The following is a 13653-nucleotide window of genomic DNA, read 5'->3' on the forward strand; positions in this document are numbered from 1 at the left end:
TCTATTGTTAAATTCAGAGTCTCTATTCGATTTAGGACTGGTATTCTAAAACCATTCAGGTCAATATTATCAATTCTTTCTCAAATTGAGAATTTCTGATCAATTTCAGTTAAAAGTTAACTTACTGACTAACAGCGAATTAAACTTACATACCAGTATTGGCACAATATTGTTGTGAAGGGTATAGAATTTTAATCTATTAGTTACCACAAACTCCCCAATTTTGTCCAAAAGGAAAAAATTGAAAAGAAATCGATTTCCCTATATTTTGGGATCAATTCTGTTAACATTAACAATCGGCATATCGCTTATTGGTTTTTTAGCCTATAAAAACCTTAATCAAATCGTCGGAACTCTAGAGAAGGAGTCAAAATCTAATGTTAACCTTCTGCTTCTTAATAATGTGTCAATACATCTTCAAGAAATAGAATATGCAATGGAGCGTTTTGTATACACAGGTCAAGAAATTCACATGAACACTTTTAGTGAAAACATCGGATCCTCAATCGCTATTTTAGACACTCTCAGAAGCCAAAACAATATTCCAACAACCTTACAATCAATCGACTCTCTTCAAAACCTTATACTCAATAAAGGCACTATTTTGAGTCAAGCAGCCAGTCTGGACTATGAATCAATGGAGGAGACTTTTGCAAACCTCAAGAGTCAGCTCAATGATATCCAGACCAAGAAAATTCTAGAAGATACTATTTTGCGAAAAAAGCGAGGTTTCATTCAAAGGCTTTTCAATAAAAAGGAAACAATAGTAGCAACAGATACCATCGACATTTATGCTACGGATGAATATCAAAATATTATAAATGATCAACTAGACTCTATAGCCAGTGAATCTCAAAAGAGGGTTTACTCTCAAAAACTGAAAGAATTTACGCTCCAAAGAGATCATCAAGATATTCAAACTAAAATTTCTGAAATACTAATTAGGATGGAGAGGGTTGAGCTGGATCGTTTACGCTCTCAAGCCAATGATGCTTCAACTATAGCTAGTGACACCAATAAATATGTCACCATGTTTGGAATTGCTGTTCCAATGATTTTACTAATGAGTATAAGTATTCTCATTATTTACATCACTAGAACCAAGGAATTTCAAACAGCGCTCAATGCTTCTCGAAGAAATGCAATAAAGCTTGCCAAAGAAAAAGAGCAATTTTTGGCAAATATGAGTCATGAAATTAGAACTCCAATGAATGCTATTGGTGGTTTTGCGAGACTCTTATTAAAAAGTAATTTGGACAAAGAGCAATCTGAATATATTCAGATAATTGATAAATCAACAGAGCATCTCACGTATATCCTTAATGACGTGCTTGATTTTTCTAAGCTTCAAAGCGGGAAAATAGTATTGGAAGACAAAGTCTTTAATCCCGAATTAATAATACGGGATGTCATAAAGCTATTAGAAGACAAAGCACAAGAAAAAAGTCTAAAGCTTTCATATAAGACAGAAAACCTTCCTGAATTTGTGTTGGGAGATGCGTTTCGGTTAAGGCAAATTCTCTTGAACCTTTTACATAATGGAATAAAATTTACAAATAATGGCGGAGTAACTATAGTTGCTAAAAAAACGAAAGTTGTCAAAAACAATTTACTGCTTACATTCCAAGTTATAGACACAGGAATAGGCATTCCTCAAAACAGGCTTAAGCAAGTGTTTGATGAATTCGAACAAGTAAATAAAGATGATAAAAGAAAAGGGACCGGACTGGGGCTCGCTATCACTAAAAAGCTAGTAAAAATCCACAAAGGAACTATTAGGATAGAAAGTAAAGAGAAAATAGGGACCACTTTCACTTTTACCCTACCATATAAAATTGTAGATGAAAGTATTATAGTTTCTGAATCAAATATCTCAGAGCCTCCAAAGGTCTCCAACATGCATGTTCTTATCGCAGATGATGAAGAGTTTAACAGAAAGCTCCTAATGGCAATCTGCAAGGAGTATAATATGACATATGACTTAGCTGTTGATGGTGAGCAGACATATCTCCAAATGATGAACAACACGTACGATGTTGTTTTATTGGATTTCAGAATGCCCAAAATGAATGGCCCAGAAGTAGCTCAAAAAATACGAAACGAAAACGGACCAAATAATAAAACCACTATTATAGGTCTCACAGCAACAGTATCTGATCAAGATATGAAAATGGCAAAAAAATCAGGGATAAATCAAGTACTCAGAAAACCCTTCGATACTAACGAACTATTGAAAATAATAGAAAAAGGTGGGGATACAGCGAATCGTAAAACAAATAGTCTTTCAGGAGTGACTTCAATCAATTTTAATCTCGAATCATTGAATAAAATGGGTGATAGTGATTTTGTTAGAGACATGATAGAGACCTTTATCAATAGTACAGAGCAAAACCTAAATGATTTAGATACCTATTACGAAAATGCTGAGTGGGAAATGTATGCTGAAATTTTGCACAAAATAATAGCTCCCGCCCGACATTTTAGAGCAGATGAAATAGTCTCTCTTTTAAAAGAACATGAACTATCCGCGAGAGGTGGCACTATTATTTCATCAGAAGCGTATCAAGAGATTAAAGGCAAGACCGCCAACCTTGTTAATTCGCTTAAACTACATTTAAGTCAAAACATAAATTCATGAGTAATCAGTCTTTTAAAGTTTTTGTCGTTGAGGATGATGAGTGGTACAGAAAATTGCTTACGCATACTCTGAGTCTTAATCCAGATTATGTTGTAAAAGCATTCCCAGATGGCCAATCAATGCTCTCCGAACTCAAACAGAAACCTCAACTGGTAACACTTGATTTTAGATTGCCTGATTATAGTGGAGCAGAATTGTTTGAAAAAATAAAAGCCGAGGATCCTTCAATTGAAGTCATTATAATCTCTGAACAGCAAGACATTGAAACGGCGATCGATCTATTGAAAAAAGGAGCCTATGACTACCTCACTAAAACGGAAGACATAAGAGATAGACTGATCCATGTTCTCAATAAACTAGGAAAGAACAAAAAACTTGAAGAACGGGTAGAGACTTTACAAGAGGAAGTCGAGAAAAAATATGATTTTCAAGCCAATATGATTGGGCAAAGTACGGGTATCAAAAAGATTTTTAGGCTTGTTGAAAAAGCTATTACCAATAATATCACCGTAATGATCACAGGTGAAACTGGCACTGGAAAAGAAGTTGTCGCAAAATCCATCCACTACAATAGCAAACAGAAAGCAAAACCTTTTGTGCCTGTAAATATGAGCGCCATACCTAAAGACCTGGTTGAAAGCGAGCTCTTCGGCCATGAAAAGGGATCATTCACTGGAGCTACTGGAAAACATATCGGGAAGTTCGAGCAAGCAAATGGAGGCACATTATTCTTGGATGAAATAGGTGAAATGGATATCTCACTTCAAGCAAAACTCTTACGCGCTCTTCAGGAAAGAGAAATCACCCGTGTAGGAGGTTCTGCTGCAATTAAAATAGGCTGCAGAGTGATAGTTGCTACCCACAGAAATCTTCAGCAAGAAGTAAAAGATGGCAACTTCAGAGAGGATCTTTACTACAGATTGTTTGGTCTTCCTATTGAGTTGCCTCCTCTAAGGGAACGAGATAAAGATGTAATCCTACTTGCAAAGTATTTTGCTGAAGCTTTTGCAAAAGAAAATAGCCAAGAGGTAAAATCATTTAGCAAAGAAGCTTTAAGGAAATTAATGAATTACTCTTTCCCTGGGAATATTCGTGAATTAAAATCTATCGTAGAGCTTGCCATGGTCATGGCAGATGAAAGTGAAATCACACCCGATGACATCACTTTTGCACAAAAGGATATGCTTGCTGATGTGTTGACTGAAGAGATGAGTATGAGAGAGTATCAGATGCGAATCATTCACCTCTACATTAAGAGGTATGATGATGACATTAAACTAATAGCAGATAAGTTAGATATAGGGCAGTCTACTATTTATAGACTCTTAAAAGAAGAAAAAGAATCCTCTCAATAAGATGCTTTTTCTCAAAATGAGAAAAATCTTTTTGCATAAAAAAAATAAATGCCTGATTATCAATAATTTAATATAAAGGCACATCGATTGAATAACTATAGTCGTGAAAGTAAAATCGACTATGAAATATTCTAAAACACTTATTCTTTTTGGACTTAGCATACTTCTGACGACTTCAATCATGGCTCAGAAGTTGAAAACCGGCACATCATATAAGACCGCAATCGGTGTAAGAGGAATAGGTACTTCTGGATTAACAATAAAACACTTCACCTCTTCCAATCATGCTTTAGAAGGTATAATCGGATTTTACCCTAACGCTTTTTCCGCAACTCTTTTAGTCGAACGATACGCTCCCGCCTTTGAAGAACCTGGATTGAGATGGTATTATGGAATTGGAGGACACATCGCAACACAATCTGATGTCATTAGAAACGAAGGTATTTATCGTAGAGAAACTTCTGAAGTTGGTTTTGGAGTAGATGGAATCTTTGGTATCGAATATAAAATTCAAGAAGTCCCAATAGCAATGAGTCTAGACCTCAAGCCCTTCATCGAAGTAGCGACAGATGGTGATGCATTTATTGCGCTTGACCCTGGATTAGGTATTAAAGTAACATTCTAAGGATAGTATATAAAAGACAATCAAAATTTCAAATAAATTATTATGAAAAGTAACACCAAAGTTATCCTGTCGATCGTGATCGGATTGATCATCACTACAGGGCTTGCAGTTGTATTTGTTTCGATGCAAGAAGAAAAAAAAGAGTTGATCGTGCAGTCAACACAATTGGAAGTAGAACTTCAAGAACGGGATTCCGCTTACAACGAAATCATTGACATCATGTATGGCGTAGAAAGTAAAATCGAAAAAATAAAACAGAGAGAAAACCTGATAGCTGAAGTCTCCGGTAGTACAGATTTTACAGAAGCTGACAAAAAGCAAATGGTGAACGATATGGGAATGATAGACAGTCTCATTATCCAAACCAATGAAACTGTTGCTCGTCTTGTAGCCAAACTTGACAATGCAAATATCAATTTAAACTCCTTCAAGAACCGAGTGAATCAGCTATCCCGTGAGTTGGAAGATCGTCAAAATTCAATTGCCGGACTTAGGGAAGAGCTGTCTGAAAAGGATGTAGTAATTGCAGATATGTCTGCTGACTTAAAATCATTGGAATATAGAGTAGATACACAAGAGCAGACTATTGATACTCAAATCACTAAAATCAGCATGCAAGAAGATGAGTTGAATACTGCATTTTTCGCCATTGGTACAGAGAAAGCTTTGGTAAAGGATGGTCTGGTGTCTAAAGAAGGAGGATTTCTATGGTTCGGCAAAACAAATGAACTAGATCCAAATGCTGAGAAAGAGAAATTCAGCGAGATCGATATCAGAACAACCAATAGAGTGATTGTAGATGCTGAGAAAGTTAATTTGATTACTGAACACCCTTCAGATTCATATGAAATGATTAAGGAAGCAGGTGTAGTAAAATACATAGATATCAAAAACCCAGACAAGTTTTGGGAAATATCGAAATACCTGGTAGTAGCTGTAAAAAGCTAAAATCAGTTATGGGTTGTGGTGACTCAAGGGTCTGCGTCCTGTAGACCCTTTTTTAAAATCTTATCAATCAGCTTTAGGCTTGTTCAAATGAACAGGCCTTTTTTTAATTATTTGTTATACGATTAGGAAACTAATATAAGACTCTTTTCGTATCACCACCTTATGAAGCACACTCAGCTTGGTGAATTTGAGGAGTTAGTTCTACTAGTAGTAGGTTCTCTTCATGAAAATGCTTACAGTATCTCCATAAAAGCAGAGCTTAAGGAAAAAACAAAGCGAAATCCTAGCATAGGGGCTTTGCATTCAGCTCTAAATAGGTTAGAAAAAAAGGGATTTATCACATCATATGAAGGAGGAGCTACCACAGAAAGAGGTGGTAGAAGAAAACGATTCTATCAAATCACTGCTTTTGGAAGAAAAGCGCTGGATCAATCCTATGAATTAAGATCTTCATTGTATCACACCTTACCAAACATAGGATATGCTGGGAAATGAAGAAGGAAAGCGTAAAACACCACCAAAATGGCCGGATAAATTTTTAGGCTGGTTTTGTCATGAAGACCATTTAGAAATACTCAGAGGAGATGTGTATGAACTCTATGAGGAGCACATTGAAACTATGCCTAAGTGGAAAGCTGACTTGCTATTCATTCTCAATATTCTAGGTTTATGCCGACCATTTGTATTTAAACGAAAAAGTCAAAATTCAATTCATATTGCCATGTTTAGAAACTACTTCAAAGTCACCTACAGAAATTTCATTAAGCAAAAAGTCTACTCCATGCTTAATATTAGCGGGCTAGCTATAGGTCTGGCGTGTGCTATCCTTATTTTCATTTACATAAGTGATGAGCTTAGTTACGATAAATTCCATTCCAAATCGGATAGAATCTACAGAGTACTAGAGAAGTTTGAAAGTGAGGGTGTCGGTGAACATTCAGCTAGCCTACCCTTCCCGACAGGCCCTGCACTCAAAAATGATTTTGGAAGACAAGTGGAGCATGCAGTTAGGTTCTTCAATTTCCAATCTCCTTCTCTGGCATTAGCCAATAAAGCTGCTGACAAAGGGTTTAATGAATCAAGTATATTTTTTGCGGATTCTACTTTCTTCGACGTTTTCGACTTTGAACTAATTGAAGGAGATAAAGAAACTGCTCTGGACGATCCTAATAGTATATTGATCACGCGATCCATGGCTAAAAAGTATTTCGTTGATGACGATCCTATGGGTAAGACACTTGAGTTCCAAGGTGATCAAAATCTAATGATCACAGGTATTCTTGAGGATTCGCCTAAAAATGCTCATTTTCAATTTGACTTTATTGTTTCCTTTTCAAGCCTTAAGGCTAGTTTCGGAGGGTCATACCCTACTTCTTGGTATTGGAATCCTTGCTGGACTTATATCGTCCTTGAAGAGAATACCAAGCCCTCCGACTTACTTGGACAATTTCCTGACTTTGTTCAGAAATACTTTCCTGACTTTGTAAAAGACGATATAGAACTACAACTACAGCCGGTTGAGGACATTCACCTTACAAGTAAGCTAGACTATGAAATTGCTGCGAATAGTGACATGAAAAATGTCTACATATTTGGAATGGTAGCTGTCTTTGTACTAATTATTGCCGCTATTAATTTTATATACCTGAGCACAGCAAGAGCCAATAAAAGAGCAAAAGAAGTAGGAGTCAGAAAAGCATTGGGTAGCGCCAAATCACAATTGATTAATCAATTCATTTTTGAGTCGATTCTTTTAACATTCACTTCATTGTTAATTGGCGTTTTTATTGTGATACTAATACTTCCAGGGTTCAATGCACTTACTGAAAAAACAGTTCCTATATCTATATTGCTCGAACCTCTTTTTCTATTTAATCTAATAGGAGCAGGCCTGATCATTGGATTACTATCTGGTTTCTATCCGGCCTTTGTATTATCTTCTTTCAAGACTGTATCCGTTCTAAAAGGAGGTCATCTAAAGATCAACGGGATGAATTTTCGAAGAATCCTGGTAACGGCCCAATTCTCTATCTCAATCATGCTAATCATTGGCACATTCATCGTATTGAAGCAACTCGATTTCCTTCAAAGCAAAGACGCAGGGTTTGATGATGAAAACATCGTAATGGTTCCCGTTATTCAATCACCAATGGGACAACATTATGAAAATTTCAAAATTGCAGCTTTGCAAAGTCCACATATCAGTTCTATGACAGCCGTGGAAGAGATAGTAGGAGCTAAGTATCAGGTGGGCAATTATCTCTTTGAAGGTATGGAGGAATCCAAACCCTTTCCAAGATTCAATGTAAGGCATGATTTTGTCAGCACCATGAATATTCCCTTAGCAGCTGGAAGGGCATATGATCAGACCATACAAACTGATGATTCGTTAGCCCTAATCGTAAACGAGACACTTGTTCATAGCATGGGATGGGATACTCCACAAGAGGCCGTTGGGAAACGCTTCAATTTCAGAGGGGAATTAAAAGGTAGAATTGTGGGTGTGGTTGAAGATTACAATTTTGCTTCTAAGCATTACCCTATCGCACCTCTAGTCATCACATTAAATACTCGTCCAAGAGCATTTAATCTATTCATCAAGTATGTCGCAATAAAAATTGATGGAACTCAAACAAAAACAGCAATAGCTGATCTGGAGCGAGCCTGGGTATCAGTTCTTCCTGACAGACCTTTTGACTTCTTTTTTCTGGATGATAGAATCAATGATTCTTATAAATCTGAAATGAAACTAAGCGATATTACTGTCATTTTTTCTACTCTTGCCATACTGGTAGCATGCCTTGGACTTTTCGGACTTGCTACTTTTAGTGTTGAACAACGCACCAAAGAAATTGGAGTGAGAAAAGTGCTCGGAATCAATACTTCTCAGATTATGCTCCTTCTTTCGCGTGAGTTCATGGTATTGATTGGTATTGCATTCTTGATTGCTATTCCACTTGCATATTATTCATTGAATGAATGGCTTAATGATTTTGCTTTTAGAATTGATATTCAAATTTGGCCATTTATTCTAGCGGGAGCAATGACCTTCTTTATCTCAGCAATTACGGTTGCGTTTCACGCACTAAAAGCATCCTATATAAATCCTACTGAAACACTCAAAAGTGAGTAAATCACTAATCCGTCTTAATGGATCTATTAAATGGAAGCCCCAGTTGATATTTGATGTCTTCATCTCGGTTCCCATCAGTCACATCAAGTCCATATTTGATCTTTGAGGTATCATCGTAGGTAAAAGTCCCGAATAAACGATCCCATATTGATAATACATTACCAAAGTTAGTATCTGTCCAAGGTCGCTCGAAATGATGGTGAAACTTATGCGTATTTGGAGTAATTATGATGAAACTCAATGCTTTATCTAGCCATTTAGGTAAACTGATATTAGCATGTGTCCAATATGTGAAAAATATGGTGATAATTCTGTAGAAAAGATAATATGCTACCGGCATACCGAACAGCACAAAAGTGATAAGTGCAAGAGCTTCTCGAAGAATAAATTCGATTGGATGCTGACGCACACCAGTTGTCAAATCCACCTTAGTATCGCTATGATGAACCATATGTAGTTTCCACATCCATTTCACTCGGTGCAGAAGGAAATGAGCAAAATATTGAGATACTAAGTCCAGTGCAATGAATGAAATAATCAAGCCTACCCAAACTGGCATCTCAAACCAATTCAAAATACCAAAATCAGCTTGAGAAGTCCATTTAGTGACTCCAACCAATGCGATACCATAGATTACATTGATGATCATCAACATAGACAGGAAGAATAAATTCACTCCGTCATGTCGTAATCGCTTATAGTCATGCTTGACTAAAGGCATCAAATTTTCAAGAATAAAAAAGAAAGCCAAGCATATCCCTACCCAGCTAATTTTTTGAACAGTTGTTAACGCTGCAAAATAATCTAGAAACTCTTCCATCACGTACTGCTTAATCCAATAACTAATATACTAAGCAAACAGCAAATTGTTCTAAAGTTCACAGTTGCTAGGAAATGGGATAACGTCCCTGATGTTCCCATACCAGTCAAAAACTGGATCACTAGCTCGTATGTCTAGAACTGAATTTGAAATAACCAAGTTTTTTGGATTAAATATCATCTCAATCTATATACCTCTGCTCCGATGGCATAAATATGATTTTGCCCTGGCAAAGAGTATTCCCATTTTCCAAAGCTAGAATTGCGAACAAGTTGGTCTTTAGAAAAAGTATCCGTCTCAGAGCACACAATAGAGAAATAACCATCTCTAGATTCCCACAGTAGGTTTAAAAACTCGAAACAAACAAAAAAGTCTTCTGTAAAGACCAAATTCGCATAGCTCAGATCAACCTCAACCCACCCTTTCAAGTTAGCAATACTTACAAAGGCTCCTTCGAATACATCCGATCCTGGCAATCCATCTGTAGTTTTTTCAAGAACTCGTACTCTCATTTTCATTTTTGCTAGGGTATTATCTCCTATTTTAATCCTCGCCTTGGATAGAAAAACCGGATAAGTACTGGATTTCATCAGATGAGCTATTTGTGACCCCTCCTTGAAGTTGGCGTAACATGACCCCCAATAAAACATCGGCTTTACGCCCAGTTTTTCATAACTTCTTTTCTTTTTACCAGGATTTATCACCACAGTGGGGAGTTTTATGATAGCTTCTTCTAGTTCTACGACGATTTCAGAGTTATGTAACAAGGAAGTAATTAGTAGCTTTTTACGAGTGTGAGTTACCTCAGAAAAAGTCAAAGAGTCACCGGAAAACCGAGGAGGAATCGCCAACCGAAAGAGTCCAGTTTCATTAGATACCGTTCCAATATTTCTTCCCAAAATACCAATAGATGCATAAGGAATCGGCTGCTTAGTCTTCGCATCCACTACTACTCCCATAATGGTTTTATCCTGTGAAAAACCCAAGACACTATTGCTAAGCAGCAAACAAAAAAAAAGCTTATTCATCTACGGTCAATCTTTTACTATTGAAACGACTGAATACAGAAGGAATAAGTTACAATTTGAATGGAATTTTTTCCTTATTGTGAAAATAATAGTAACAAAATATAAGGCCCTTAAGCATTATCGACCCATAAGCGATAGAAGATTCTTAAAATTCACAGTTGCCAGGAGTTCTAGGAAATGGGATAACATCCCTGATATTTCCCATACCTGTTACAAATTGAATCATTCGCTCAAAGCCAAGTCCATATCCACTGTGAGGAACTGTGCCATATCTTCTAGTATCTAGATACCATGAAAGTTCTTCTTTAGGAATATCCATTTCCTTCATCCTGCTCTCCAGGTTTGCTTGTCGCTCTTCTCTTTGAGAACCTCCGACAATCTCTCCTATCCCTGGAAATAACACATCCATAGCCGCTACCGTCTTGCCGTCATCATTTTGACGCATGTAAAAGGCCTTTATGTCTTTCGGGTAATTGAATAAAATAACTGGCTTCTTGAAATGTTTTTCAACTAGATATCGTTCGTGTTCGGATTGCAGGTCAGCGCCCCACTCCTCTATTAGGTACTGAAACTTCTTCTTCTGATTTGGCTTGGACCTTTTCAGTATTTCAATAGCATCAGTATAGGAAAGTCTTTCAAAATCATTTTCAGCCACAAATTGAAGTCGCTCGACTAGCGACAATTCACTACGCTCATTTTGAGGCTTACTCTTTTCTTCATCTAACAATCTTTTGTTGAAGAACTCTAAATCATCCTTACAATGATCAAGCGCATGCTTAACCATATACTTTAGCATCTCTTCAGCAAGATCCATGTTATCTTCTAAGTCACAAAAAGCCATTTCTGGCTCCACCATCCAAAATTCTGCCAAGTGGCGTGTTGTGTTACTATTTTCTGCTCTAAAAGTCGGTCCGAATGTATATATCTCAGAAACAGCAAGTGCTGCGAGTTCACCTTCTAATTGCCCAGAAACTGTCAAATTCGTCTCCTTTTCAAAAAAATCTTGTTTGTAATCTATTGAACCTTCCTCTGTTTTAGGAACATTATGAAGGTCAAGAGTGGTCACCTTAAAAGTCTCCCCTGCTCCCTCAGCATCCGATGCTGTAAGAATCGGTGTATGTAGGTAGACAAATCCTTTGTTGTGAAAAAAGGTGTGTAGTGCATAAGCCATTTCATGGCGTACCCTAAACACTGCTCCAAAAGTGTTCGTTCTAGGTCTTAAATGAGCTATCTCCCTTAAGAATTCCATCGAATGTTTTTTGGGTTGCAATGGATACTCTTCAGGGTCGGCTTCCCCCAAAACTTCAATATTTTTCACTAAAAGCTCTACAGACTGACCACTACCTTGTGACTCTGCAAGTGTGCCTACAGCTGAAATACTTGCGCCAGTCGTAATTTTCTTTAATAAATTTTCATCGATCGATTCGACATCCAGAACTAACTGCAGGTTATTAATGGTGGACCCATCATTTAAAGCAATAAACGCCACATTCTTGCTCCCACGCTTGGTTCTGACCCATCCTTTAGCACATAATTCTTCACCAGATCTTCCTTGGTTTAAAATTTGCTTGACTTTTGTTCTTCTAATTTTATCCACCATCATTAAATATTTGCGCCGCAAAACTAACTAATGTGATATTTTTGACCTACAGGACTTAAGAAATGCAAAAACTCTCACTTCAACAATCGCTTCAACAAAAACTGTCTCCGCAACAGATTCAGTTCATCAAACTACTGCAAGTGCCTACTGCAGAACTGGAAACTCGTGTGGAGGAGGAACTGGAAGTTAACCCAGCTTTGGAAGAAGGTAAGGAAGAGAAAGAACAAGAAGAGCAATCAGAAGAATACGAAGAGGAGTTCGAGAGTCCGACAGAAGGAATAGAAGATTATCTTCAAGATGACTATGCAGGGTATAAGATGCAAGGTGATGGTCGCAACCCCGATGAAGAGGATAAGGAAGCTCCTATCTCGATGGGTAGAACTTTGCATGAACATTTAATCTCTCAACTGGGCTATCTAAAATTAGATGATCGTCAAAAAATTCTTGGGCGACAACTAATCGGAAGTATTGATTCTGATGGTTACATAAGAAGAGAACTGGAAGCAATCGTAAATGATCTAGCTTTTTCGCAAGGCGTGGAGACTGATGATGAAGAACTTGAAGATTTACTTTATAGAATTCAGGCATTTGATCCTGCCGGTATAGGTGCTAGAAATTTACAAGAATGCTTAGCTCTACAGCTTGATCGTAAGGATGAGGATAGTGAGGTAGTACAGATTGCTACAAGAATCATTGACAACTGCTTTAATGAATTTTCTAAAAAGCATTACGATAAAATTGCTAGGAAACTTGGCTTAGATGATGAAGACTTACTTCGAGAAGCAATCTATCTGATTACGAAGCTTAATCCTAAACCGGGAGGTACTGGAGATGATGTTGCTAAAACTCAATATGTAATTCCCGACTTTATTCTCACCAATGTTGATGACAAACTTGAGCTTTCTCTCAACTCCAGAAATGCTCCGCAACTGAAAGTAAGTCGGTCTTATTCTGATATGCTTCATGCTTATGATAAGAGTGATAAAAAAGATAAGAAGCTAAAAGAGACCGTTTCATTTATCAAACAAAAGCTTGATTCTGCCAAATGGTTTATTGATGCTATTCGTCAACGCCAGCAGACACTTTTAAATACTATGCAGGCAATCATTGATTTCCAGTACGATTATTTCCTTGAGGGTGATGAAAGTAAGTTGAAGCCAATGATATTGAAGGATATTGCCGATAGGATTAATATGGACATCTCCACGGTTTCAAGGGTTGCTAGCAGCAAGGCTATCCAAACAGAATTTGGAGTGTTCCCGTTAAAATATTTCTTCTCAGAAGGCATTTCTACTGATTCCGGGGAGGATGTGAGTAGTAGAGAAGTTAAGAGTAAATTGAAATCTTTTATTGAAGCAGAAGATAAGTCAAAGCCCTTATCCGATGAAAAACTTGAGAAGGCTCTGAAAGAGTGTGGCTACAACATTGCACGCCGAACAGTTGCGAAATATAGAGAGCAGTTAAATATCCCTGTAGCACGTCTAAGAAAAGAGCTTTGAGATTTAT

Annotated in this window: 10 protein-coding genes; 7 read left to right on the top strand and 3 right to left on the bottom strand. The window is 37.2% G+C overall.

Annotation, left to right across the window (positions count from 1 at the left end; genetic code table 11):
- Positions 1-241: 241 nt before the first annotated feature.
- The 6 genes from ABJQ32_11755 to ABJQ32_11780 all read left to right on the top strand — a co-directional run bounded on the left by ABJQ32_11755 (position 242) and on the right by ABJQ32_11780 (position 8699).
- Complete coding sequence (locus ABJQ32_11755; GenBank protein MEP5290316.1) at positions 242-2638, top strand: ATP-binding protein; 2397 nt, start codon at positions 242-244, stop codon at positions 2636-2638.
- Positions 2635-3993: a sigma-54 dependent transcriptional regulator gene (locus ABJQ32_11760; GenBank protein ID MEP5290317.1), complete on the top strand. Its 1359-nt coding sequence runs from the start codon at positions 2635-2637 to the stop codon at positions 3991-3993. The genes ABJQ32_11755 and ABJQ32_11760 overlap by 4 nt, the downstream gene beginning before the upstream one ends.
- A 121-nt stretch (positions 3994-4114) precedes the next feature.
- A complete protein-coding gene (locus ABJQ32_11765) occupies positions 4115-4618 on the top strand; it encodes a hypothetical protein (GenBank protein ID MEP5290318.1) in 504 nt (167 codons plus the stop codon).
- A gap of 42 nt (positions 4619-4660) precedes the next feature.
- On the top strand, positions 4661-5566 hold the full coding sequence (locus ABJQ32_11770) for a hypothetical protein (protein MEP5290319.1): 906 nt from the start codon (positions 4661-4663) through the stop codon (positions 5564-5566).
- Positions 5567-5728: 162 nt separating this feature from the next.
- Complete coding sequence (locus ABJQ32_11775) at positions 5729-6061, top strand: helix-turn-helix transcriptional regulator (GenBank protein MEP5290320.1); 333 nt, start codon at positions 5729-5731, stop codon at positions 6059-6061.
- On the top strand, positions 6048-8699 hold the full coding sequence (locus tag ABJQ32_11780; GenBank protein ID MEP5290321.1) for an ABC transporter permease: 2652 nt from the start codon (positions 6048-6050) through the stop codon (positions 8697-8699). The genes ABJQ32_11775 and ABJQ32_11780 overlap by 14 nt, the downstream gene beginning before the upstream one ends.
- Before the next feature lie 4 nt (positions 8700-8703).
- Here the strand turns inward: ABJQ32_11780 and ABJQ32_11785 are convergent, their stop codons facing one another.
- The 3 genes from ABJQ32_11785 to asnS all read right to left on the bottom strand — a co-directional run bounded on the left by ABJQ32_11785 (position 8704) and on the right by asnS (position 12147).
- Positions 8704-9519, bottom strand: a complete 816-nt coding sequence (locus ABJQ32_11785; GenBank protein ID MEP5290322.1) for a sterol desaturase family protein — start codon at positions 9517-9519, stop codon at positions 8704-8706.
- Between the two features lie 176 nt (positions 9520-9695).
- Positions 9696-10547 (bottom strand): carboxypeptidase-like regulatory domain-containing protein, encoded by an 852-nt coding sequence (locus ABJQ32_11790; protein ID MEP5290323.1) that lies wholly within the window; start codon positions 10545-10547, stop codon positions 9696-9698.
- A gap of 145 nt (positions 10548-10692) precedes the next feature.
- A complete protein-coding gene (gene asnS, locus ABJQ32_11795) occupies positions 10693-12147 on the bottom strand; it encodes an asparagine--tRNA ligase (GenBank protein MEP5290324.1) in 1455 nt (484 codons plus the stop codon).
- Between the two features lie 62 nt (positions 12148-12209).
- Here asnS and rpoN point away from each other — a divergent pair, with 62 nt between their 5' ends.
- On the top strand, positions 12210-13646 hold the full coding sequence (rpoN, locus tag ABJQ32_11800) for an RNA polymerase factor sigma-54 (protein ID MEP5290325.1): 1437 nt from the start codon (positions 12210-12212) through the stop codon (positions 13644-13646).
- The last annotated feature ends 7 nt before the right edge of the window (positions 13647-13653 follow it).

Origin of the sequence: Marinobacter alexandrii (genome assembly GCA_039984955.1) — a bacterium.
Taxonomy (GTDB): domain Bacteria; phylum Bacteroidota; class Bacteroidia; order Cytophagales; family Cyclobacteriaceae; genus Ekhidna.